The following is a 23243-nucleotide window of genomic DNA, read 5'->3' as shown; positions in this document are numbered from 1 at the left end:
GATAATAAAACAAAAAAGCAATCGCTTTAAACGATTGCCTTTTGAAAAATTATTTAGAAAGTATTCTTTTTTATTTAAAAGCTGCGTGCCCGGTAATATCCATTCCGGTAATTAACAGGTGAATATCGTGTGTACCCTCATAGGTAATTACACTTTCGAGATTCACCATATGCCTCATGATGCTGTACTCTCCGGTAATTCCCATTCCTCCTAATACCTGTCTTGCTTCCCTGGCAATTTTAATAGCCATTTCCACATTGTTCCTTTTAGCCATAGAGATCTGCGCCGAAGTAGCTCTTCCTTCTTCACGAAGTACTCCCAGTCTCCATGCCAGAAGCTGTGCCTTGGTGATCTCCGTGATCATTTCCGCCAGTTTTTTCTGCTGTAACTGGGTAGCGGCAATAGGTTTATCGAACTGAATACGCTCTTTGGCATATCTCAAAGCCGTATCATAACAGTCCATGGCAGCTCCGATAGCTCCCCAGGCAATTCCGTAACGTGCAGAATCAAGACAACCAAGAGGTGCTCCCAATCCGCTTTTTCCGGGAAGCAGATTTTCCTTGGGAACTTTTACATTATCGAAGATCAATTCTCCGGTAGCCGATGCCCTTAAAGACCATTTATTATGAGTTTCAGGAGTGCTGAATCCTTCCATTCCGCGCTCTACGATAAGTCCGTGTATCCTTCCGCTTTCATCTTTAGCCCATACTACGGCCACATCGGCAAAAGGAGCATTGGAGATCCATAATTTAGCACCGTTAAGCAGGTAGTGGTCTCCTTTATCTTTAAAATTGGTAACCATTCCTCCGGGATTGGAACCGTGATCCGGCTCTGTCAGACCGAAGCATCCCATAAATTCTCCGGAAGCCAGCTTGGGTAAATATTTTTTTCTTTGCTCTTCGGTTCCGTATTTCCAGATAGGATACATCACCAAAGACGATTGTACAGAAGCGGTAGAACGTACCCCGCTATCACCTCTTTCAATCTCCTGCATGATAAGACCGTAACTTATCTGATCAAGACCGGCTCCTCCGTACTCAACAGGAATATAAGGGCCAAAAGCCCCTATCTCTGCAAGGCCCCCGATAATCTGATCGGGGAATTCCGCGCGTTGTGCAAAATCTTCAATGATTGGAGAAACTTCTCGTTTTACCCATTGACGGGCTGCATCTCTTACTAATTTATGTTCGTCGCTTAACAGCTCATCAACATTGTAATAATCAGGAGCTTCAAATAAGTCTGGTTTCATCTGATGGTTTTTATTTTTTAGCCCGTATGGTAAACAGGCGGGATTCTTTAAAAATTATTGAAGCAAAAGTAGCTAATGTAAATAAACCAAACAAAGAATATTGATAACTACATTTTTAAATAAAAATCCTTGCAAAGAGAAATATAGGCCTCTGTGTATTCATGCCTGCTTTTTTCTATGATCAGCTCCTCCGTATCCGGATCGGTCTTATCAAAACCAAAGCAAAGAAGACTGCGTTTGATTTCGGCATCGGCATGTCCTTTTACCCTGCAAATACGCTGTGGAAATAACTTGTGCTTTTCGGCCAGAGCAATAAAATTTTGTTCTTCCTTAAACGGAATGATGGTATTAAAATATCCTTCGGGAGAAAGCAGGTGCGAAACACTTTCTACCAGCTCTTCAAAGGGAAGGGAGCTGTTCAGGCGGGCCTTGTCTCTGGAAGCATCTCCGCTGCTATAGTCCTCGCTAAAGAAAGGAGGGTTGGAAACGATCAGGTCGTATTTATCCTCAATCTCTTCCACAAATTCGTCCAGACCGGCATGATAACAGAAAAGGCGATCGTTCCAGGGAGCGTTTTCAAAATTATCTACACATTGTTCGTACGCATCTTCGTCAATCTCAATCCCGTCTATAACTTCTGCAGTACTTCTCTGAGCCAGCATCAATGCTATAAGCCCGGTACCGGCACCGATATCCAGTACGGAAAACGGCCGATGGGAAATATCGATCCACGCCCCCAACAGAACCCCATCGGTTCCTATTTTCATAGCACAACGATCCTGCTGAATACTGAATTGTTTAAAACGAAATGGTTTTGACATTTGATATTTAGTTGTTGGTTGTTGGTTGATGGTTGATGGTTCTTGGTTGCTGGTTGTTTGATTTGTCATCTCGAGCGCAGTCGAGAGGTGGAATTTGATACTTGGTTGTTCGTTACTGGTTGTTAGCATTGTCTCCTTGAGGGGACTTTAGGGGTGTTGCTTCTTCACTTCGTTTTGGAGTATTGGAATTTACCCCAAATAAAGATCGATCAACCCCTCCGGAGTTTCTACAATAACCTTTTTGTTTTTGCGGTCTACCTCCTTAATGAATTCGTCGTTCATAGGGATCAGGATCTCGGTTCCATCCCTTTCAACCTCAAAAAGAGCCTGGGCGGTGCTGTCGTTAATACCTTTAACAATTCCTACTGCTCCGAAATTCACATCCTCCATGGTAAAATCTATCACTTCGTGGAAGTAGAACTTATTTCCACTTAGTTTGGGAAGCAGATCCAGCGGAAGGTAAAGATCAGATCTCATCAATGCATCCGCATCCTGTTCTGTAGTCACGTCTTCCAGTTTTAACCGCAGGAGGTCCGATTTGTGAAGTGAGGAGGCCTCAATAAAAAATGGAACCAGATTATTGCCGAGAGCAATAAATACTGATTCCAAGTTTTTGTAAAGTTCGGGTTCATCCGTATCCAGCTTTGCCAGTACTTCACCCTTAAAGCTATATTTTTTAACGATTTTACCGAGATAGAAGCAATCTTCCTTCTTCATCTCCGCAAAAATTACTCAGCAGCTTCGTCTTTGTTTTCCTCTGCTGCTGGCGCTTCTTCAGCCGGAGCTTCTTCGGTAGCAGGTGCTTCCTCAGTAGCTGCTTCAGCTTCAGCAACAACCTCTTCAGTTGCTTCTTCTGCAGCTTCCTCTGCTACAGCTTCAGCTTCAGCCTCTGCTGCCGCTGCTTTACGCTTCTCGTTAATTTCTTTTTCAGCTTCTAACTGCTTGGCTCTGGCTTCTTCCTTAGCTTTGGCAAGATCATCTTTCTTAGCCTCTACTTTTCCGGTTTTCTCTTCCAACCAGGCCTGGAATTTTTCTTCAGCCTGCTCTTCAGTTAAAGCTCCTTTAGCCACACCACCAAGTAAGTGATGCTTTAATAATGCTCCTTTATAAGACAAAAGTCTTTTTGCCGTATTTGTTGGCTGAGCACCATTTTGTAACCATTGTACAGAATTCTCTACATTAAGTTCAATCTGTGCAGGGTTAGTGTTCGGATTGTAGATCCCTAATTTTTCAAGGAATTTACCATCTCTTTTTGAGCGGGAATCCGCTGCTACGATCCAGTAAAAAGGCTTTCCTTTTTTACCGTGTCTCTGTAATCTGATTTTAACTGGCATAAATGCATTAATTAGTGAGGTTCACGACCTCTGTTATTAATTTTTTTACTTAGCTAAGAACTAAGCGGGTGCAAATATACGTTTATTTTAAAAAACCACGCATAAGTTAAAGCTTTATTTTATTGAATTTTAGGGCGTTTCCTTTTGATTGTCAAAAGGCCGGGCTTTCCGCTATATCTTTTTGATTCAAAAAGGATACCGCTTCAATCCCTAACGCGGGTTAAATTCCAAATACCAAGCCTCAAATTCCATCTCTCGACGAGCCTGTATCGAGCGTAGTCGAGATGCTCGAGATGACAAATCGAATAACCATCGACATACACCGAAACTTTAGTGAAGGTGTAACAACCAATCACTAACAACCAACAACTATCAACCACCCACCACCCACGTGCACCGAAGCCTTGGCGTAGGAGCAACACTCACTACTAAACAACCGTTAATAACTCCTGATAAGTTCACTGCAATTCGCTTAAAAATATATGTATTTTTATCCCTCACTCTATAGTTCTAATTCTTAACGAATACTTATGTATTTAATCTTCGATACGGAAACCACAGGTTTACCCAAGCGATGGGATGCACCCGTCTCAGATTCAGATAACTGGCCGCGATGTATTCAGATTGCCTGGCAGTTACATGACGAAATGGGGCAGCTTATCGACCAGCAGGATTATCTCGTAAAACCTGACGGATTCAATATTCCCTATGATGCAGAGAAAATACATGGAATTTCCACGGAATTGGCCATGGAGCAGGGAGTACCTCTCGAAGAAGTACTGGAGAAATTTAATGAGGCCCTTTCGCAAACCAAATTTGTAGTAGGGCAGAATGTAGGCTTCGATGTGAATATCATGGGAGCTGAGTTTTACCGGCTCGGAGTAGATAACGACCTTCAGGAACTTCCGGTACTCGATACCTGTACCGAAACAACAGCTTCCCTTTGTCAGATCCCCGGAGGTAGGGGAGGTAAATTCAAACTCCCGACACTTACCGAGCTGCATCACTTTTTATTCGGAGACGGTTTTGAAGAAGCGCATAATGCTACCGCCGATGTGGAGGCAACGACCCGTTGCTTTTTCGAACTGATCAGAAAAGGGATCTATACCCAGGAAGAACTGGATGTCTCTCCTGACTATTTCCACAACTTTTCCGAAGCCAACCCGCAGACCATCCAGCTTATTGGTCTTACACATATCAACCTTAAGGAAGCTTCCCGAAAAGTGCGGGAGAAACTTCAGAAGGACAAGCAAACTACGGGGATATCCAAAGAGGAGATAGAACAGAATATAGAGGATCTGAAGGATGCAGGTTTTGTGCATCTTCATAACCATTCCCAATTCTCCGTACTACAGGCAACTTCCAGTATCCCGGACCTGGTAAGTGCAGCGGCCAAAAACAAAATGCCCGCAGTAGCCCTTACCGATGTAGCCAATATGATGGGGGCTTTCCATTTTGTAAAGGAAGTAAGCAATCACAATAAAGCGGCAGAAGAGAAGAACAAGGAAGCAGAAGAAAAAGGAGAAGCACCCACCGAGGTGATCATGAAACCCATTGTGGGTTGTGAGTTCTTTGTCTGTGAAGACCATGTCGATAAGACCCGTAAAGACAACGGGTATATGATCGTGATGCTGGCCAAGAACAAAAACGGCTATCACAACCTGGCTAAAATGTCCTCTATCGGTTATACGGATGGGTTCTATTACGTACCCCGTATCGATAAGGAGGTCATAAAAAAATATAAAGAAGATGTTATCGTCCTTACCGGAAACCTCTACGGGGAAGTTCCGAGTAAGATCCTGAATGTAGGTGAAAACCAGGCCGAAGAAGCACTGATCTGGTGGAAGGAGCAGTTCGGAGAGGACCTATATATCGAATTGATGCGCCACGGGCAGGAAGACGAAGACAGGGTAAATGATATCCTGGTACAATTTGCGCGCAAGCACCAGGTAAAAATGGTAGCTACCAATAACACCTATTATGTAGATAAGGAAGATGCCAATGCGCACGATATCCTTCTATGTGTTAAGGACGGTGAAAAACAAGCTACGCCGATAGGCCGTGGCCGTGGATACCGATACGGGCTCCCAAACCAGGAATATTACTTTAAAGATGCAGATACGGTAAAGGAACTTTTTAAGGACCTTCCTGAAGCTATCCTGAATATTCAGGAGATCGTAGACAAGATAGAACCTTTCGTACTGGCGCGTGATGTACTCTTACCTGCCTTCGATATCCCGGAGGAATTCCAGTCGGAAGAGGATAAGCATGACGGAGGAAAAAGAGGAGAGAATAAATACCTGAAACATATTACCTACGAAGGTGCCAAAAAAAGATACGGTGAGATCACCGAAGATATAACAGCCCGTCTTGACTTTGAGCTGGGAGTTATTGAGAATACGGGATATCCCGGTTACTTCCTTATTGTGGAAGACTTTATACGGGAAGCCCGGAATATGGGAGTGTCCGTTGGGCCCGGAAGGGGTTCTGCAGCAGGATCGGTAGTGGCCTATTGTCTGGGGATTACCAATATAGACCCCATTAAGTACGACCTGCTTTTTGAGCGTTTCCTGAACCCGGATCGTGTGAGTATGCCCGATATCGATATCGACTTCGATGATGAAGGAAGAGGAAAGGTAATGGATTATGTGATCGGGAAATACGGAGCCAATCAGGTGGCTCAGATCGTTACTTACGGTACCATGGCAGCCAAATCCTCTATCCGCGATACGGCAAGGGTGCTGGATCTGCCGCTGGGAGATGCCGACAGGATCGCCAAGCTGATCCCCAATATGAAACTGGGGAAGATCTTTAAACTGGACGATAAGGAACTGAAATCCAAACTCCGTTCCGATGAGATGGATAAGGTAAATGAGCTTAAAAACCTTTCGGAAGGAGAAGATCTGGAAGCACAGACCATTAACCAGGCAAGGATCCTGGAAGGTTCGGTACGGAATACGGGAATTCACGCCTGCGGGGTGATCATTACCCCCGACGATATTACCAATTTCGTTCCCGTAGCCACCGCAAAGGATTCCGATCTTTATGTTACCCAGTTCGATAACTCGGTAGTGGAAAGTGCCGGACTCCTGAAAATGGATTTCCTCGGACTTAAAACGCTTACCCTTATAAAAGACACGGTAAAAATTGTAAAGGCAAAGCATGGGATCCTGCTCGATCCCGAGAACTTCCCGCTGGATGATGAAAAGACCTATGAACTTTTCCAGAGAGGAGAAACTGTTGGGATCTTCCAGTACGAATCTGCCGGGATGCAGAAATACATGAAGGAGCTGAAACCCACTGTTTTTGCTGACCTTATTGCTATGAATGCCCTGTACAGACCGGGGCCATTGGAATACATTCCGAAATTTATTAAAAGAAAGCACGGCGAGGAAGAGATCACCTACGATCTTCCTGCCATGGAAGAATATCTTAAGGAAACCTACGGGATCACGGTATACCAGGAGCAGGTGATGCTGCTTTCACAGAAACTGGCAGGATTTACCAAAGGTGAAGCCGATGTTTTGCGGAAAGCGATGGGAAAAAAGATCTTTGCCCTGCTGGCACAGCTAAAACCTAAATTCCTGGACGGAGGAGAGGCCAACGGCCACCCCCGGGATGTACTGGAAAAAGTATGGAAAGACTGGGAGGCCTTTGCGGCCTACGCCTTTAATAAATCGCACTCTACCTGTTATGCCTGGATCGCCTATCAGACGGCTTATCTCAAGGCACACTATCCGGCAGAATATATGGCGGCGGTGCTTTCCAACAATATGAACGATATCAAGCAGGTGACCTTCTTTATGGAGGAGTGCAAAAGAATGAAACTAAATGTACTCGGACCTGATGTAAACGAATCCTATTATAAATTCTCCGTAAACCAGGACAATGCGGTTCGCTTTGGAATGGGGGCGATAAAAGGTGTTGGAAGGGCTGCGGTAGATACCATTGTAGAGACCCGTAAGGAAGACGGGAAATACAAATCGGTTTTTGACCTGGCCAAACGGATAGACCTTCGTGCTGCCAATAAAAAAGCTTTTGAAAACCTGGCCCTTGCCGGAGGCTTCGACTCCTTTGCCGATACGCACAGGGCGCAGTATTTCCATAATGACGGAGAGGGAATGTCCTTCCTGGAAAAGACCATCCGCTACGGGGCAAAATATCAGGAAAATGAGAACTCCGCACAGGTAAGCCTCTTTGGCGATGCGAGTGAAGTACAGATCCCGGAACCTGTCGTACCTCCCTGCGAAGAATGGGGAACCATGGAAAAACTCAGGAGGGAAAAAGAAGTAGTGGGGATCTATTTGTCGGGCCACCCGCTGGATGATTTTAAGATAGAGATGCAGTATTTCTGTAACGGCAATCTCTCTATCTTCAGCGAAATGGAGAATTATGTAAACCGCGAAATTACCTTTGCCGGGGTTATTACCGACGTGCAACACCGGGTTTCCAAGAATGGGAAAGGCTGGGCAGCTTTTACGGTAGAGGACTATACCGAATCCTATGAATTCAGGATCTTTGGAGAAGAGTATTTAAAATACCGTCACTTTTTAATGGTGAATTCCTTTACCTATATCAGGGCCTTTATCAAGGAAGGCTGGGTAAATAAGGATACCGGTAAAAAAGGCGACCCCAGGATACAGTTTAACGGCATTCAGATGCTGCAGGATATTATGGAATCCCAGGCTAAGAAACTTACCATTCAACTGGATATCAATCAACTGAAGGAAGATCATATTACCGACCTGAAATCGCTTATCAGCATGCACAGAGGAGACCATACGCTAAATTTTGTGGTATATGAGATGCAGGAAGAGATCAAACTGCATATGCCGAGCCGCAAACAAAAGGTAAAGATCTCTAACGAACTACTGGAAGAACTCGACAAGCAGGAGGTGTATTATAAGTTAAATTAACGGGGTTTTGTATTAGTGTATTTTGGAAGGAAAAGAAGAACAATTAAAATATAAGTGCTCAGAATGTGGTCAGATTCATGATGACTGGCCAGCTTTAGGTTTTAGATCTCCTGATCCTTATGAATACCTTACCGAACATCAAAAATCAACTATTGCAGAACTGAACCCTGATTTTTGTGAGATCAGATATGAAGATCAGACAGACCGTTTTATCAGGGTAGTACTCTTTCAAAAAGTTAATGATCACTGCGAAGACCTTGAATATGGAGTATGGGTATCCTTAAGTGAGAAAAGTTACAACGATTATAAGTCAAATTTCAATAACGAGAATCACGAAACAGGCTATTTCGGTTGGTTGTGTAATAGTATCCCCCAATATGAGGAAGCTGCAATGATCCCTACGGATGTTATGACAAAAAAAGGAAACAGCAGACCTGAGATCTTTCCACATGAGAGTTCTGATCATCCTTTGGTTAAGGATTATTATGACGGAATCACCAAAGAGGAAACTGAAAGACGTATTCAGGGAATGCTAAATACTTTAAAGTAGGTCTTTCTGAACCACCTTCAAATACTTATCTTTAGTTCAACAAACGGATTGTGAATGCAATCGAACGTGTTTCTGACTAAACCAATATGAGCTTCCTAAAAGCAGAATGGAGAAAACTGGCCATTGCCAATTATGAGATCGATGCATCTCTTCTTTCCGATTATATCCCTTTCGGAACGGAACTCGACCTATGGAACGGCAGATGTTACCTGAGTCTGGTGGGCTTTATGTTTGTAAATACTAAGTTGCTTGGACTCAAATTCCCTGGTCATGTGAATTTTGAGGAGGTCAACCTCAGGTTTTATGTAAAGCGTCCTTTAGGAGGTGAAGACAGGAGGGGAGTGGTTTTTATAAAAGAGATCGTACCCAAACCGGCCCTGACCTTTATTGCTAATTCGGTGTATAAAGAACACTATCAGACTTTGGAAATGGATCATGTATGGGAGGAAAAAGAAGAACTGAGAACTGTGGAATACCAATGGAAAACCGCCGGAATATGGAATTCCTTTAAGGTGGAAGCGTCCAGAGAGCCCACGGAGATCCTTCAGGGCAGTGAAGCCGAATTTATTACAGAACACTATTGGGGATATACCAGAATAAACAATAAAAAGAGCTACGAATACGAAGTTACTCATCCCAGATGGCAGCAATATGAAGTGAAGGACTGTAAAATTTCGGTGGATTTTGAAAAGACCTATGGAAGTCAATTCGGTTTTCTCAATAAACTGCAACCTGTTTCGGTAATGCTGGCTGAAGGCTCTGAAATAACGGTTGAGAATAAGAGTAGTATTGTTTGAATATAAATAAACGATAATATCAATGGATCAATTTTTAATAGGAATGTTTGTTTTTGGAATCCTTTTTTCGACGATATTCTTCAATTACAAAGTTTTCAGGCGCAATTACTATTTTTATAAAAGCTATCTAAGTGAGATAAATGAGTTTATTCATAATGAGAAGCTTGTATTGATAGAGGTACGTAATCCTGTGCCGGAAGACTGGAAGGATAATCCTTTTGGAACCAGAAATAGTTTTTTCCCTGAAATGGCTCTCCCGTTTTCTTTATTAGTTCATTACACATTTATCGTGAAGGATTCTGATAATAATCTGAAGCAATTCTGGCTGCGGAATCGCTCTTCTTTTTTTGGGAAAAACGAGACAAGATTCAGAGAGGCCAAACCGGAGCGGTTTATTCTGGAAAGTGGAGTAGAAATAAGCAGAAATATTGAAGCCGATCCTAATATCATTGAAGTTTTAAGCGAATGCCCGGCATGTAAAGCTAAAGTTACTGCAGAGAATAAAGAATGCCCTGATTGCGGACTGAAGTTTTTATAAGACAGAATTTAAGAATACACCTCAAACACGCTGTAACAAAAACCCCCGTTAATCGTTTTAACTTCATGAAACAATTCCTACTCCTCTTCGCTTTATTTATTTCTTTATCAGGCTTTTCACAGCAAAATAACAATAACAGATCCGGATTTGCTCCTACCATTGAAGATGCCCTGAGTAAATACGGTTTTCTTCAGGAACAGCTTATTCACGGCAAGGATACGATTGTATATTACCTGAGGTCCTATGAGAAAAAACCATCCAAATTGGTGGTTTTTATTCAGGGTACCGACCCTAATCCAATTTTTTCATATAAAATTAAAGAGGGAAAACCGGTTATCTACAGATGGTTTAATGATGATTATAAGGCTTTGGATGACGGATACGCTTACGCTATTATTCCTAAGCCCGGGATTGAAGGGATCTTCAATGAAGACGGATTTGAAGTTCCGCAGGAATATCACAGGAGAAACTATAGAGAATACAGAGTAAATCAACTGCATTATTCCATCGAACATATCAAAAAACATCACCTTCAGGGGCCGGAAAAAATTATCGTTTATGGACATTCCGAAGGAGGCCCGATAGCAGCGGCACTCGCCAATAAGAATAAAAGTATCACTCATTTAGGGTTCTGGTCGGGTAATGTGTTGAACAATTTTTACGAGTTCTCCCTTTTTAACCGCATTGAAGCCCTGAAGGGGAAACAGACAGATGCTTCGGCTCATGCGAATATCATGGGAATTATAGAGTGGTATAAATCGGTTATTGAGGATCCTAATTCTACGGAATTGGATCATTTCGGTTTCACTAATAAACGATGGTCTTCCTATGAACAACCACCGATAGAGGACCTGCTAAAACTGGAGATCCCTATTTATGCTTTATTTGCTACAAAAGATGAAAGCACACCTATAGAGACAGCCTATTTACTTCCCGTACAATTCCTTCAGAAAAGAAAAAAGAACCTGACCTTTGAAGTATGTATGGAATGCGACCACTCTTATACCGAACAGAAGAATGGGGAAAAGATAAAGCACTGGAAAAGGATCTTTAAGGAATTTATGGAATGGACGGAGAAATAACATTTCATTAATACTTTATATAAGCACTATTTCTTAATTTTTACCTGAACACCACCAATAAACCAAGTTATGAAGAATTTTATATTCTTAATGACCGTGTTTTGCATAATTTCCTGTAAAAGCACGGCCGATGAGCCTATGGAGGCTCAAATTGTGGGAGAAGGCAGTATCTCCCTGGATGCTCCTGAGTTTGCAACTTCCGTTTCTTCAGATCAAAAGCAAATGTATTTTAACCGAACCAGTCCGGACCGGTCGCAAATGCAGCTCATGTATACCGAATTTAAAGACGGGAAATGGACGGAGGCCGAAGCTCTTCCTTTTTCCACCGAAGAGCACAGAGATGTCGATCCCTTTCTTACCCATGACGGAAAGCGGTTGTATTTCAGTTCTACCAGGCCCTTAAAAGAAGGAGAAGAAAAAAAGGACTTCGATACCTGGTATGTAGAGAAGGTAAATGGCAAATGGTCCGAGCCCATTAATCCGGGAGTACCGATGAATTCAGATTCTACCGAGATCTTTGTAAGCATGGCAAAAAACAGGAATGCTTATTTTGTTTCCGAAAGGAGTGGAGAGAGGACCATTATGGTCAGCAGGTTTAAAGACGGTGATTATCAGCAAGCCGAAAAGATCACTTTACGATTAAGAGGCAAGCCCATTTATGCCAGTAATCCGGGGATTGCTTCCGATGAGAGTTTTATGATCGTGGCAGTACGGGATCCAGAAGGAAATGGAAGCCCAGACCTCTTTATCAGCTTTAACAGGAACGGCAAATGGTCGGAACTGAAAAACCTGGGGCCCAACGTGAATTCTCCTTTTGCTGATTTTGCCCCCGGACTCAGTAAGGACGATAAAACCCTCTACTTTACTTCCGAACGCCCGGGAGTTGTTCCACCCCAAAAAGAAGGGGTTCGCCCCCCGGGAGACATATACAAAGTAAACCTTAAAACCCTGCTCGATAAAATAAAATAAGCTTTGTGATTTATTAGGATTAGCGTAAGCAAAATTTCCCTACTTTTAAGTATTAAAGGGTCAAGAAGAGATACGATAAAATTGATAGATTGCAGTAGAATGTATTTTAAAAGATAAATAATGGGAGTTGTTCAATGTGATGTGCATGGAGAACAAAGTTTTTTGGAAGTTTGTAAGCACATTTATGCAGAATATGAAAAAGGTATTATTTCCGAAATGTATGACTTTCCTGTGCTATCGGTTAAAATATGTAAGAACTGTTTTGAGAACCTGGATTTGGAAGGAATTAGAGATCTTAAAATAGATAATTTGCTAAATGATCTTCCTGATGACATAGATGTAATTGAAGACGAAATTTCAAAGAGATACGATAAAATTGATAGAAGAATTATCTGTTTTCGTTGCTATGATGAACTCAAAAAGAAAGTATGAAATCAATATCGGTAACTACCGAAAATATAATTAAGGTTAGCGGGACGGAGTCGACCGAAACAAATGATACACTTGCCGTTGAAGAGCCGCTGGAAATAAGTATGAGTATTCCTTCGGCAAAACCACCGCTGATCGGAAAAAATATCTCCATTACCATGCGGACGCCCGGAAATGATGCAGAACTGGCTCTGGGATTTTTGTTTACCGAGGGAATAATTACTGCTCCCGATGAGGTTTTTATGGTAGATCATCACGGAAATACTGCCGATGTGATACTTAAGAATAATACATCCGCAGATCTGACCAAATTGGAACGGCATTTTTATACCAGTAGCAGCTGCGGGGTTTGCGGCAAGGCCAGTATAGATTCAGTCAGGACCGTACGCCGTCTGGATCCTCAGCAAACAGACTTTAAGGTGCCCGCAAAGCTTTTGCAAACCCTTCCCGCCCGCCTGCGGGAAGAGCAGGCCGTGTTCGAATCGACCGGTGGCCTGCACGCAGCAGCGCTTTTCAACCTCGAAGGAAAATTGTTGGAACTCAGAGAAGATGTCGGGCGTCACAATGCATTGGATAAGCTTATTGGAGCCGCATTTCAGGAAGATCGTTTACCTTTAAACAAACACCTGCTCCTTTTAAGCGGTCGTGCCAGTTTTGAACTGATACAAAAGGCAGCGATGGCAGGAATTTCCTTTGTAATGGCCGTAGGTGCCCCCTCCAGCCTGGCTGTAGAACTGGCCGGGGAATTTAATATGACCCTGATAGGCTTTTTAAGCGGAGAACGCTTTAATATCTACCAGGGAGCAAATAGGATAGAACTATAAAGACTTTAGCTGTTTTATGGCAGAAAAGAAAGATATACAAGCCGGAACCCCGGAAAAATTCACAGGTTTAAAAACTTCAAAACCCAAGGACGTAGCTGCCGGAATGCCGGCAGTAACTTCATCGCTTAAACATATAATGAGTGAGACCGGATTGCGAAAGGGCCTGAAGATCCTTGCAAACCTCAATCAGAAGGGAGGGATCGACTGTCCCGGTTGTGCCTGGCCGGACCCGGATGACGAACGCAGTAAAATTGCAGAGTACTGTGAAAACGGGGTCAAAGCCATTGCTGAAGAAGCTACTAACAAAAGACTGGACCCTGAGTTTTTTACGCAGAATTCCGTTTCCTCCCTTTCGGAGCTTTCCGATTATGAGATCGGGAAGAAAGGACGCATTGCCCAACCCATGTACCTGGAGGAGGGAAGCGATTTTTACAGAGAAATATCCTGGCCGGATGCTTTTCAGCTTATCTCAACAGAACTCAATAGCCTGGAGAGCCCGGACGAAGCAGTATTTTATACTTCGGGAAGGACGAGTAACGAAGCGGCTTTTCTCTATCAGCTCTTTGTACGCGAATTCGGGACCAACAATCTTCCGGATTGCAGTAATATGTGCCATGAGAGCAGCGGAGTGGCCCTGAGTGAAACACTGGGGATAGGGAAGGGCTCTGTAAAACTGGAGGATTTTTATCAGACGGAAGTCATCCTCATCATGGGGCAGAACCCGGGAACCAATCACCCCCGAATGCTGAGTGCCCTTAAAAAAGCTAAAAAGAACGGAGCTGTTATTATTTCTGTCAACCCTATTATGGAAGCCGGCCTGCTTAATTTCAGCAATCCGCAGGAAGTAAAAGGCGCCCTCGGAATAAAAACGAAACTCACCGACATATACCTGCAGCTTAAACTCGATGGCGATATGGCCCTGCTGCAGGCACTGGTTAAACTGATGCTGGAAGAAGAGGACAGAAAACCGGGATCAGTACTGGATAATGAGTTTATAAATGAAAAAACACAGGGAGTTGAAGATTACCTGAACCATATCCGTAAGCTGGACCTGAATGAACTGATCGATATTTGTGGCATCCCCCTGGAACAATTAAAGGAAGTTGCCGAAATATTATGCACCAGGAAAAAGATCATCGCCTGCTGGGCAATGGGACTTACCCAACATAAAAATGCGGTAAATACCATTAAAGAGATCGTTAACCTGTTGCTTCTTAAGGGAAGTATCGGAAAACCCGGAGCAGGAACCTGTCCGGTTCGCGGACACAGTAATGTTCAGGGCGATCGTACCATGGGGATCTATGAAAAACCTCCCGAAACACTCCTGGATGCCCTGGAGAACAGGTTTCAGTTCAGTCCGCCACGCAAAAAAGGATATAATACGGTAGAGAGTATAGAAGCTATGTATGAAGGAAGGGCAAGGGTGTTTATTGCCATGGGAGGGAATTTCCTTTCGGCCTCTCCTGACACTTATTATACGGCACAGGCTTTACAGAATTGTAACCTCACCGTACATGTTTCCACCAAACTCAACCGTTCTCATCTTGTACACGGAAAACAGGCACTGATCCTTCCCTGTCTGGCACGTACGGACAAGGATATGGTCGGTGAAGAACTCCAGTTTGTTACCGTAGAGAATTCTATGGGAGTGGTACATCAGTCCAGGGGAAGCCTGGACCCCATATCGGAAAAACTGATTAGCGAACCTCTTATTGTTTGCCGGATGGCCAAAGCGGTTTTAAAAGATACCAAAACTGACTGGGATAAATACATGCAGCATTACGACCGGATCAGGGATGATATTGAAGCCTGCATTCCGGGATTTGAAGATTATAACAAAAGAGCCAGACAGCCGGCAGGCTTTTACCTTCCCAACGGCGCTAGAGATAATGATTATCGTACCGCAAGCGGGAAAGCCGGTTTTAGCGTTTCCCATGCGAATAAACACCCCTTAAAGGATAATGAGTTTATGATGATGACCATCCGCAGTCACGATCAGTTTAATACAACTATCTACGGATTGGATGACAGATACCGGGGTATCTATAACGAACGCAGGGTGATCCTGATAAATCCTGAAGACATCAGGCAACACGGATTTGAAGAAGGAGAGCTTGTAGATCTCATTAATGACTTTGGAGGAACGGAGCGTATAGCCCGGAAGTTTATTATAGTGGCCTATAATATTCCGCAGCAATGCACGGCTACCTATTTCCCGGAAGCCAATATCCTGGTGCCTATAAAAAGTATAGCCGATAAGAGCCACACCCCCACATCCAAGTCGGTAGTGATCAGAATAAAAAAACACGGATAAATAATGAAATACCAGGAATTTACACCTTCGGCACCGCTTTCAGATTATATTCAGCTTATCTGGATCATGGAATCGGAATCCCCGAAAGAGGTGTATCCGAAAGAAAAGATACTTCCCGATGGAATTGTAGAACTGGTGTTTCATTACAAAGACCCTTTTATCAATTATTTTGCAGACGGACGAAAGCTCAAACAACCGGATGGATTTGCTATTTCACAAATGAGCAAGTTTATAGAAATAGAATCCGATGGAGAGATTGGTTTTATCTCTGTTCGTTTTTATCCGTGGGGAGCTCACCATTTTTTTAAAAAACCGATCAAAAGTTTTATTGACGACCTTACCGATGCCGGAGAGCTATGGGAAGGAGGTTATCAGAAAGATCTGGGGGTTCTTACCAATCTGGATGACCGGGAAAAAGTAAACAGAGTGGAAGAATTCCTGATGGGGAAACTTAACGGGCAAAAAACCAAAAAAAACTCAGACCTGATTACCGATACCATAAAGCTTATCCGGGATACCAGAGGATCACTGCCGATAGATGACATCTGTAAACAAACCGGACTTTCCTATAAACAACTGGAGCGATATTTTGTTTCTTCCATAGGTGTGAGCCCCAAAGTTTTTTCAAGGACCACCCGCTTTTTACACCTCTGTCACCATATAGGGGAGTATGAGAATAAAACAATGACACAGCTTGCATATGATATGGGCTATTACGATCAGGCTCATTTTAATAAGGAGTTTAAAGAGTTCTCCGGATTAACACCGAAAGAATATTTCAGGCAGAAGAATATCAGCTTTGCCGATTTCTGAAAACTGTCTATTTTTTACAAGCTATCGGAAATACAAAAGCTTTAATTTGCTTTGAACCTAAAATTTAAACAAATGAAAAAGCTAGTATTTATTAGTCTCCTTGCCCTTTCCTCCGTATCTGTTTTTAGTCAGGAACATTTTAAAGAACTCAATTTCCTTATCGGAAAATGGCAGGGAGTGGAAAGCGGAGTTGCAGGAGACGGTATCGGATTCAGAACCTATGAATACGATCTGAACGACCATTATATCTTTCTTAAAAATCAGTCTTCCTTCCCGATATCAGAACAGAAACCCATTGGAGAAGTACACAGGAATGTTGGGATTTTCAGCTATAATTCCAATACTTCTGCCATCGTATTGAGAGAATTTCATGTAGAAGGATTTACCAATGTGTATGAACTTGACAGAAAGCTCTCCTCCTCTGAAAAACTGGTTTTTATTACCCGTGAGATAGAGAATAATCCCGGAAACTGGAAGGCCAGATCTACCATAAATAAGATCTCCGGAGATGAATTTATAGAAACTTTTGAGATAGCCTTCGATGGAGAGAATTATAAACCGTTCTTAAAAAACCATTGGCACAGAGTGAGATAATTTTCGGGAGAATATTGAAGCTTTAGAAGTGTAAATGCCTGATTTACTGCAAATAATTTGTTATTTTTAATAGCAGAATGTTAAGTGGTAATGTCTTTTGATATGATAAGGTCCCGTGCTGAAATATTAAAAATGAATCAGGTTTTTACAGAACATCTTATAGGTGCTCAGCAAAGCAAATACCGTCCTTCGGAAGAAGAGGAGCTGAAGCATTTTGAGGAGATGAAAGATGTAAATCCGTTTTCACCTCACCTGAATATCGAATATCACGGGAAGATCACTCTTATTCCGTCTAAGAAAACACCAAAGAAATATCTCCTGGACCTGGCACTGGGCCTGGAAGGGCTTAGAAAATTCTTCAGACAGGAAAGTTTACTGGTCCTGGGAGACTGGCCCACACCCTGGTTATATCAGGAGAATGATCACAAGGCTGTGCAAAAGGCTTTGAACTATCTTAAAAAACGTATTGACGCTACTTTTAACGGTGGATTTGAACTGAAGGGGAAAGAACTTATAGAATTTATTCCCCATTTATTCTGGCTGATCCGGTGCAATGCCAGCTTACCTGGTTTTTTAATGGGTTACACCCAGTCGGATACCGTTATCTCCCTTTGTAAACACGGATCTTTACATATTGATTCTTACAGTACAAATGAATTTGAAAAACTCAGGAAGTATTTTAGCAGAAGAGGTTTTTTAAAAATAAGGAACTGTAATTCTCCGGTCGATTTTAATCAATCTTAACGCATAAGATATGGAACCGAGAGTGAAAATCCGTTTTTTAATACTTGTTCTGGTCCAGGCATTACATTCGACTGAAGAATATATAGGTAAATTATGGGAAGTCTCTGCTCCAGCCGAATATTTAAGCGGACTTATCTCCTCCGATATCGAAACCGGCTTTTTGGTAATTAATGTCGGGCTCTTTGTCTTTGGTATTTTCTGCTGGTTGTTCATTGTTCGTACGAATCATCGTTTTGCTCCCTTTTTTATTTGGTTCTGGATAGTTCTGGAAATCGTAAACGGCCTTGGGCACCTTCTGTGGTCTTTCTATGAGAAAAATTATATTCCCGGACTATGGACGGCTCCTTTCCTTTTAATTGCAGCCGTTTATTTAAGGTATACATACAAAAAAACCGTAAAACTATGGAATACAGAGAAGTAAATACAAGTGATATCCCCGACCTGGCTAAGTTACGATCGATGGACTGGGGTACCAGAGAATACTGGACCAATCGTATTTCCGGTTATATCGGTGGGGAACGTAACCCTCAGTACGCCCTCCCGCCAAGAGTACTGTATGTGGCCTCCGACAATGAAAAGATAATCGGTTTTATTGCAGGACATCTGAGCAGTCGTTTTAATTGTGATGGAGAATTACAGTGGATCAATGTGCATCCGACTTATCAGAGAAAGGGCATAGCTTCGGAACTCCTTAAAGTACTTACCAAATGGTTTGTCGGGCAGCAAGCCCGTAAAATATGTGTTGATGCAGACCCCGATGATGAAAAAGCACAAAATTTCTACAAACAAAACCGCGCAAGAAAACTCAGCGAACACTGGCTGGTATGGGATGATATAGGAGTGCTGATAGAATAGGGCAGACCCGGTCTTTTAGGTTAAAATTCCTTACTTTTAGCAACCCGATCCTCAACAGATGAAAAAGACAATACTTCAGATCATTCTCCTTATAACGATCTTCGGATGTAAAAAAACAGAACCCGAGAAACTTACCATTGCAACTGCTGCAAATATGCAGTTTGTAATGAAAGAACTGATAACTTCTTTTGAAGAACAATCGGGAGTTGCCTGTGATGCAGTCGTAAGTTCATCAGGTAAATTAAGTGCCCAGATCCGGGAAGGAGCCCCTTTTGATGTTTTTGTTTCCGCAGATATGAAGTACCCGACCGAGCTTTTTGATGAAGGATTAACCGAAGCAGCCCCTGAGGCCTATGCTTACGGAAGACTGGTATTGTGGAGTATAATTGACAGCACAGATGTTTCCATAGAAAAACTTACCGGAAATGAAATAAAGCATATTGCCCTTGCCAATCCTAAAACAGCACCTTATGGAAATGCAGCGATAGAAGTGCTCCGCTATAACGGGATCTATGAGGCAGTGGAAGAGAAACTGGTTTTCGGAGAAAGTATTTCCCAAACTAACCAGTTTGTAGTTTCGAGTGCTGCCGAAGCAGGCTTTACCTCAAAATCCGTAGTTCTGTCCCCCGGAATGAAAGCCAGGGGGAGATGGGTGGCAATAGATCCTAATATCCATACCCCCATTACGCAGGGAGTGGTGATCCTCAAAAACAACAGGAATATGTTTGAGGAGGCACAAAAATTTTATAATTTCCTCTTTTCGGATAAAGGCCGGGAAATTTTAAGGCAATTCGGCTATACGGCAATCGCAAAATGAATATCTTAAAAGGAGAAATAAAAAACCTCAGTGTTAAAGACAGCCTGTCGCTGGTATATGTAGATGTGGAGGGGATAACCCTCTCGGCAATTGTGATAGATACCCCTCAGACAGCTGCGTATCTTACTCCCGGAAGCAAGATCCAGCTTATTTTTAAAGAAACAGAAGTTATTATCGGAAAGGGAAAAGAAAATCATATCAGTTTACAGAATAAGCTCCCGGGAACGATAGGGTTTATAGAAAAAGGCGACCTGCTTTCCAGATTAGTGGTGGATACCGAAGCGGGGAAAATTACTTCGATCATTACGACCAATGCAGTAAACCAGCTGGGCCTGGAAACCGGCTCTGAAGTTACGGCCATGATCAAAACCAATGAAATAATGCTGTCGGAATAATGGATTGGGGGCCTATCATATTAACTCTAAAACTGGCATTGATAACCACGGTGTTATTATTTATCGTTTCCATTCCCCTGGCATATTGGCTTGCTTATTCCAAATGGCGTTTAAAACCGGTGTTTGAGACCCTGGTAAGTATGCCCCTGGTACTTCCTCCCACCGTATTGGGTTTTTACCTGCTGGTTGCTTTTAGCCCTTCCAATGACTTTGGTAGATGGCTGAACGAATGGTTTGGCCTGCAAATGGTTTTCTCTTTCGAAGGCCTGGTACTGGCATCTATGATCTACAGTCTGCCTTTTATGGTACATCCCATCCAGTCGGGTCTTGCAAATCTTTCACCGAATCTAAGGGAAGCATCCTATGTTTTGGGAAAGTCAAGGATAACAACACTCTTTAAAGTATTACTTCCTAATATCAGACCTTCATTGCTTACCGGAATAGTATTGGCATTTGCCCATACGATAGGAGAATTCGGGGTAGTGCTTATGATCGGAGGAAATATTCCGGGAGAGACCAAAGTAGCATCCATAGCAATTTATGATGAGGTGGAAGCTCTGAATTACGGAGCTGCGAACAGTTATTCCATGATCCTTTTTGCACTTACATTTACTATTCTTTTAGTGGTATATCTGGTTAATGGCGGATATTTAAAACGTTTCTGGAAATGATAGAGGTTTCCCTACATAAAAAACTCATGTCCGCTAACGGAGAAATGAAGCTCAATACCGGGTTTAAGCTGGAAAAAGGAGAGTTTGTAACCCTCTACGGAAAATCGGGTGCAGGAAAAACTTCTGTTCTCAGAATGCTGGCCGGACTGCTCTTACCGGATGAAGGCCGTATTGCAATGAACGGAACCTTGTGGCTGGATACAAACAACGGAATTAATCTCCCTCCTCAAAAGAGAAATATAGGCTTTGTTTTTCAGGATTACGCTTTATTCCCCAATATGACCGTCAAAGAAAACCTGCTGTTTGCTTTAGGGAAGAAGGATAAGTCTGTAGTTGATGAGCTTATAGAGTTAGTGGAATTGGGGAACCTGGAGAACCGGAAACCTCAGACCCTTTCGGGAGGGCAACAACAAAGAGTGGCATTGGCAAGAGCCCTGGTACAAAGGCCGCAACTATTAATGCTGGATGAACCTTTATCAGCTCTCGACACGGAAATGCGTATAAGTTTACAGGATTATATCCTCAGACTGCACAGGGAATACGAACTGACCACTATTCTGGTTAGCCACGATGTTTCCGAGATCCTGAAAATGTCCGACAGAATGCTCATTCTGGAAGAAGGAAATATAGTTAAAGATGGAAAACCCGATAAAATACTGCTGTCTAAAGATGTAAGCGGGAAATTCCAGTTTAGCGGAGAAGTGATCGGGATACAAAAGCAGGATTTTATCTTTATTATTTCTATTCTGATAGGAAAAGACCTCGTAAAAGTAGTAGCCGATGAAGATGAAGTGAAAAAACTTCAGATAGGGGATAAAGTCCTTGTGGCTTCAAAGGCATTTAATCCTATCATCAGAAAACTCCCTTAAGTGTTTTTATAGATAATACGAGTATGATACCGGTGTACTGCACAGTATAACAGTAAGTTGTATTTTTTTTCTATTTTTAGTTGAATACTTTAAATAATTGCATCGGAGATTTAAAGTATCCGTTTCCAAACCAGACAATAAATAAATGCTGAAAATATGAATTTCAAAATAATACTTGGATTATTCGCCATACTCGTCCTGAGTAGTTCTGCAGACACAAAAGAATACAAAAATCACCTGGAAAAAGATGGCCTCAAAGGCAAAGTGAAATCTGTTGAAGAGATTTCCTATAAGGTCAGGAAAGAAGGAGATGAAGTGATTAAAATTGAACGGAAAAGCGAATACGCAAACCGGACTGATTCCTTTATTAGTTTTAACGAGGCGGGAAATTACACGGAGATAAAATTTTATAATCCGGATCAGAGTTTTATAGGAAAATATGAGTACACCTATGATGATGCGCAAAATAATACCAGGATCAAATGGATAAATAAGGATGGAAACGTAGAGCAGGAGCATCATTTTAAATATGACCGGAGAGGAAACAGAACAGAGTATAAGGTATATTACACAAAGGATGGTGGCCCTGTTTTCTTTACCGAATTCTACAAATACGACAAAAAAGATAATCTGCTGGAAGTGAGCCGTACCTATAAAGAAGGGAGAAAAGCTTCAGTAGAAAAAACATATCAGTACAACAAACAGGGAGATAAAACAGAATTTATAGATCACGCTAATAAAGAGGAAAGCCGCAGATACGAATATAGCTATCATTCTAAGGGGGTAAAAAGAAAAGAAACGGTGTACGATAGTAAGGGAAAGAAAAAATCGGAAACAAACTATGATCCCGACGGGAGGATATTATCCATATATTCATATTCCGATTTCCCGCTTAAAAGAGAAACAAATACGATCTATGACTACATTACCATTGTTGGTAAAAAAAGACTGCTCAGAACCAGTCTCTATGAAAAGGTGGAAGATAGGAGGATGACCATAAGATCTATGACCGGATATGTTAATGACGATAAAGGAAATTGGAAAGCCAAGACCACTTATATAAAGGGGAAAGCACGGTATCGTATAGAGAGAACAATCAAATATTATTGATTTTTGATGAAAAACCGATGTTCTATCCCGGGAAGGTCACTTGTTTTTGGGAAAGGATATTTATAAACAATTCTAATTGCCAAATAGTTAAAACAAATATCGCTAGTGTAAGGTTTGGAAAAATATTTGACTAAATTTGCACGCATAATTGAGTAACAATTAATTTAAATTTAATACAATGGCATTAGAAATAACAGATGCTACGTTCGAAAATGTAGTTTTAAATAGCGAGAAACCAGTATTGGTAGACTTTTGGGCTGCCTGGTGTGGACCTTGTAGAATGGTAGGTCCGGTTATCGAGGAAATTAGTAAAGAATACGAAGGGAAAGCTGTAGTTGGGAAAGTAGATGTAGATGCTAACCAGGAGTTCGCAGCTAAATACGGAGTGAGAAACATCCCTACCGTATTAGTATTCCAAAATGGTGAAGTAGTAGGAAGACAAGTAGGTGTTGCTCCTAAAAACACTTATACGGAAGCTCTAGATTCTTTATTGAACTAAGAAGATATTTTTAAATAAATAGTTAAAGGTTTGGCCGATGGTCAGACCTTTTT

Annotated in this window: 24 protein-coding genes; 20 read left to right on the top strand and 4 right to left on the bottom strand. The window is 42.1% G+C overall.

Annotation, left to right across the window (positions count from 1 at the left end; genetic code table 11):
- Window positions 1-70 precede the first annotated feature (70 nt).
- The 4 genes from GWK08_RS05480 to GWK08_RS05465 all read right to left on the bottom strand — a co-directional run bounded on the left by GWK08_RS05480 (window position 71) and on the right by GWK08_RS05465 (window position 3404).
- A complete protein-coding gene (locus GWK08_RS05480) occupies window positions 71-1249 on the bottom strand; it encodes an acyl-CoA dehydrogenase family protein (RefSeq protein WP_163605889.1) in 1179 nt (392 codons plus the stop codon).
- Window positions 1250-1356: 107 nt separating this feature from the next.
- A complete protein-coding gene (locus tag GWK08_RS05475) occupies window positions 1357-2070 on the bottom strand; it encodes a tRNA1(Val) (adenine(37)-N6)-methyltransferase (RefSeq protein WP_163605888.1) in 714 nt (237 codons plus the stop codon).
- A 189-nt stretch (window positions 2071-2259) separates the two neighbouring features.
- Entirely contained in the window at window positions 2260-2787 is a 528-nt protein-coding gene (gene rimM / locus GWK08_RS05470) for a ribosome maturation factor RimM (RefSeq protein WP_163605887.1), read from the bottom strand.
- 11 nt (window positions 2788-2798) lie between these two features.
- Window positions 2799-3404: a 30S ribosomal protein S16 gene (locus GWK08_RS05465; protein ID WP_163605886.1), complete on the bottom strand. Its 606-nt coding sequence runs from the start codon at window positions 3402-3404 to the stop codon at window positions 2799-2801.
- Window positions 3405-3934: 530 nt separating this feature from the next.
- On the opposite strand from GWK08_RS05465, the gene dnaE reads away from it, so the two are divergent.
- The 20 genes from dnaE to trxA all read left to right on the top strand — a co-directional run bounded on the left by dnaE (window position 3935) and on the right by trxA (window position 23190).
- The gene (dnaE, locus tag GWK08_RS05460) at window positions 3935-8320 is read left to right on the top strand and encodes a DNA polymerase III subunit alpha (RefSeq protein ID WP_163605885.1); all 4386 of its coding nucleotides are present in this window, start codon (window positions 3935-3937) and stop codon (window positions 8318-8320) included.
- Between the two features lie 22 nt (window positions 8321-8342).
- Window positions 8343-8870: a DUF2199 domain-containing protein gene (locus GWK08_RS05455; protein WP_163605884.1), complete on the top strand. Its 528-nt coding sequence runs from the start codon at window positions 8343-8345 to the stop codon at window positions 8868-8870.
- 86 nt (window positions 8871-8956) lie between these two features.
- Window positions 8957-9667: a YqjF family protein gene (locus GWK08_RS05450; protein ID WP_163605883.1), complete on the top strand. Its 711-nt coding sequence runs from the start codon at window positions 8957-8959 to the stop codon at window positions 9665-9667.
- A gap of 22 nt (window positions 9668-9689) precedes the next feature.
- Window positions 9690-10205 (top strand): zinc ribbon domain-containing protein, encoded by a 516-nt coding sequence (locus tag GWK08_RS05445; RefSeq protein ID WP_163605882.1) that lies wholly within the window; start codon window positions 9690-9692, stop codon window positions 10203-10205.
- A 65-nt stretch (window positions 10206-10270) separates the two neighbouring features.
- Window positions 10271-11287, top strand: a complete 1017-nt coding sequence (locus GWK08_RS05440; protein ID WP_163605881.1) for an alpha/beta hydrolase family protein — start codon at window positions 10271-10273, stop codon at window positions 11285-11287.
- A gap of 69 nt (window positions 11288-11356) precedes the next feature.
- The gene (locus tag GWK08_RS05435; protein ID WP_163605880.1) at window positions 11357-12256 is read left to right on the top strand and encodes a PD40 domain-containing protein; all 900 of its coding nucleotides are present in this window, start codon (window positions 11357-11359) and stop codon (window positions 12254-12256) included.
- A 120-nt stretch (window positions 12257-12376) separates the two neighbouring features.
- Entirely contained in the window at window positions 12377-12688 is a 312-nt protein-coding gene (locus tag GWK08_RS05430) for a hypothetical protein (protein WP_163605879.1), read from the top strand.
- Entirely contained in the window at window positions 12685-13509 is an 825-nt protein-coding gene (fdhD, locus tag GWK08_RS05425) for a formate dehydrogenase accessory sulfurtransferase FdhD (protein WP_163605878.1), read from the top strand. Before GWK08_RS05430 ends, fdhD begins: the two co-directional genes overlap by 4 nt.
- Before the next feature lie 16 nt (window positions 13510-13525).
- The gene (locus GWK08_RS05420; RefSeq protein WP_163605877.1) at window positions 13526-15823 is read left to right on the top strand and encodes an FdhF/YdeP family oxidoreductase; all 2298 of its coding nucleotides are present in this window, start codon (window positions 13526-13528) and stop codon (window positions 15821-15823) included.
- Between the two features lie 3 nt (window positions 15824-15826).
- A complete protein-coding gene (locus tag GWK08_RS05415) occupies window positions 15827-16636 on the top strand; it encodes an AraC family transcriptional regulator (protein ID WP_163605876.1) in 810 nt (269 codons plus the stop codon).
- Between the two features lie 72 nt (window positions 16637-16708).
- Complete coding sequence (locus tag GWK08_RS05410) at window positions 16709-17230, top strand: hypothetical protein (RefSeq protein ID WP_163605875.1); 522 nt, start codon at window positions 16709-16711, stop codon at window positions 17228-17230.
- A 132-nt stretch (window positions 17231-17362) separates the two neighbouring features.
- The gene (locus tag GWK08_RS05405) at window positions 17363-17974 is read left to right on the top strand and encodes a hypothetical protein (RefSeq protein WP_163605874.1); all 612 of its coding nucleotides are present in this window, start codon (window positions 17363-17365) and stop codon (window positions 17972-17974) included.
- 10 nt (window positions 17975-17984) lie between these two features.
- A complete protein-coding gene (locus GWK08_RS05400) occupies window positions 17985-18395 on the top strand; it encodes an HXXEE domain-containing protein (protein ID WP_163605873.1) in 411 nt (136 codons plus the stop codon).
- Window positions 18377-18829 carry a GNAT family N-acetyltransferase gene (locus tag GWK08_RS05395; protein WP_163605872.1) on the top strand — a complete coding sequence of 151 codons (453 nt, stop codon included), beginning with the start codon at window positions 18377-18379 and terminating at the stop codon, window positions 18827-18829. Before GWK08_RS05400 ends, GWK08_RS05395 begins: the two co-directional genes overlap by 19 nt.
- Window positions 18830-18887: 58 nt before the next feature.
- Window positions 18888-19646 carry a molybdate ABC transporter substrate-binding protein gene (gene modA / locus GWK08_RS05390; RefSeq protein WP_163605871.1) on the top strand — a complete coding sequence of 253 codons (759 nt, stop codon included), beginning with the start codon at window positions 18888-18890 and terminating at the stop codon, window positions 19644-19646.
- Window positions 19643-20041, top strand: a complete 399-nt coding sequence (locus tag GWK08_RS05385) for a TOBE domain-containing protein (protein ID WP_163605870.1) — start codon at window positions 19643-19645, stop codon at window positions 20039-20041. Before modA ends, GWK08_RS05385 begins: the two co-directional genes overlap by 4 nt.
- Complete coding sequence (gene modB / locus GWK08_RS05380; protein WP_163605869.1) at window positions 20041-20712, top strand: molybdate ABC transporter permease subunit; 672 nt, start codon at window positions 20041-20043, stop codon at window positions 20710-20712. The genes GWK08_RS05385 and modB overlap by 1 nt, the downstream gene beginning before the upstream one ends.
- Complete coding sequence (locus GWK08_RS05375) at window positions 20709-21581, top strand: ABC transporter ATP-binding protein (protein WP_163605868.1); 873 nt, start codon at window positions 20709-20711, stop codon at window positions 21579-21581. Before modB ends, GWK08_RS05375 begins: the two co-directional genes overlap by 4 nt.
- A gap of 156 nt (window positions 21582-21737) precedes the next feature.
- Window positions 21738-22691 (top strand): hypothetical protein, encoded by a 954-nt coding sequence (locus GWK08_RS05370; RefSeq protein WP_163605867.1) that lies wholly within the window; start codon window positions 21738-21740, stop codon window positions 22689-22691.
- A 178-nt stretch (window positions 22692-22869) separates the two neighbouring features.
- Window positions 22870-23190: a thioredoxin gene (gene trxA, locus GWK08_RS05365; RefSeq protein WP_163605866.1), complete on the top strand. Its 321-nt coding sequence runs from the start codon at window positions 22870-22872 to the stop codon at window positions 23188-23190.
- Window positions 23191-23243: the final 53 nt, after the last annotated feature.

The sequence above is a fragment of the Leptobacterium flavescens genome (assembly GCF_010671605.1).
GTDB classification, from domain to species: Bacteria; Bacteroidota; Bacteroidia; order Flavobacteriales; family Flavobacteriaceae; genus Leptobacterium; species Leptobacterium flavescens.
This window is presented reverse-complemented; position numbering and strand designations above follow the sequence as displayed.

Coding starts and splice junctions, on each gene's coding strand:
- GWK08_RS05480 (WP_163605889.1), bottom strand. CDS start 1,249: ATGAAACCAGACTTATTTGAAGCTCCTGATTATTACAATGTTGATGAG.
- GWK08_RS05475 (WP_163605888.1), bottom strand. CDS start 2,070: ATGTCAAAACCATTTCGTTTTAAACAATTCAGTATTCAGCAGGATCGT.
- rimM (WP_163605887.1), bottom strand. CDS start 2,787: ATGAAGAAGGAAGATTGCTTCTATCTCGGTAAAATCGTTAAAAAATAT.
- GWK08_RS05465 (WP_163605886.1), bottom strand. CDS start 3,404: ATGCCAGTTAAAATCAGATTACAGAGACACGGTAAAAAAGGAAAGCCT.
- dnaE (WP_163605885.1), top strand. CDS start 3,935: ATGTATTTAATCTTCGATACGGAAACCACAGGTTTACCCAAGCGATGG.
- GWK08_RS05450 (WP_163605883.1), top strand. CDS start 8,957: ATGAGCTTCCTAAAAGCAGAATGGAGAAAACTGGCCATTGCCAATTAT.
- GWK08_RS05445 (WP_163605882.1), top strand. CDS start 9,690: ATGGATCAATTTTTAATAGGAATGTTTGTTTTTGGAATCCTTTTTTCG.
- GWK08_RS05440 (WP_163605881.1), top strand. CDS start 10,271: ATGAAACAATTCCTACTCCTCTTCGCTTTATTTATTTCTTTATCAGGC.
- GWK08_RS05435 (WP_163605880.1), top strand. CDS start 11,357: ATGAAGAATTTTATATTCTTAATGACCGTGTTTTGCATAATTTCCTGT.
- GWK08_RS05430 (WP_163605879.1), top strand. CDS start 12,377: ATGGGAGTTGTTCAATGTGATGTGCATGGAGAACAAAGTTTTTTGGAA.
- fdhD (WP_163605878.1), top strand. CDS start 12,685: ATGAAATCAATATCGGTAACTACCGAAAATATAATTAAGGTTAGCGGG.
- GWK08_RS05420 (WP_163605877.1), top strand. CDS start 13,526: ATGGCAGAAAAGAAAGATATACAAGCCGGAACCCCGGAAAAATTCACA.
- GWK08_RS05415 (WP_163605876.1), top strand. CDS start 15,827: ATGAAATACCAGGAATTTACACCTTCGGCACCGCTTTCAGATTATATT.
- GWK08_RS05410 (WP_163605875.1), top strand. CDS start 16,709: ATGAAAAAGCTAGTATTTATTAGTCTCCTTGCCCTTTCCTCCGTATCT.
- GWK08_RS05405 (WP_163605874.1), top strand. CDS start 17,363: ATGAATCAGGTTTTTACAGAACATCTTATAGGTGCTCAGCAAAGCAAA.
- GWK08_RS05400 (WP_163605873.1), top strand. CDS start 17,985: ATGGAACCGAGAGTGAAAATCCGTTTTTTAATACTTGTTCTGGTCCAG.
- GWK08_RS05395 (WP_163605872.1), top strand. CDS start 18,377: ATGGAATACAGAGAAGTAAATACAAGTGATATCCCCGACCTGGCTAAG.
- modA (WP_163605871.1), top strand. CDS start 18,888: ATGAAAAAGACAATACTTCAGATCATTCTCCTTATAACGATCTTCGGA.
- GWK08_RS05385 (WP_163605870.1), top strand. CDS start 19,643: ATGAATATCTTAAAAGGAGAAATAAAAAACCTCAGTGTTAAAGACAGC.
- modB (WP_163605869.1), top strand. CDS start 20,041: ATGGATTGGGGGCCTATCATATTAACTCTAAAACTGGCATTGATAACC.
- GWK08_RS05375 (WP_163605868.1), top strand. CDS start 20,709: ATGATAGAGGTTTCCCTACATAAAAAACTCATGTCCGCTAACGGAGAA.
- GWK08_RS05370 (WP_163605867.1), top strand. CDS start 21,738: ATGAATTTCAAAATAATACTTGGATTATTCGCCATACTCGTCCTGAGT.
- trxA (WP_163605866.1), top strand. CDS start 22,870: ATGGCATTAGAAATAACAGATGCTACGTTCGAAAATGTAGTTTTAAAT.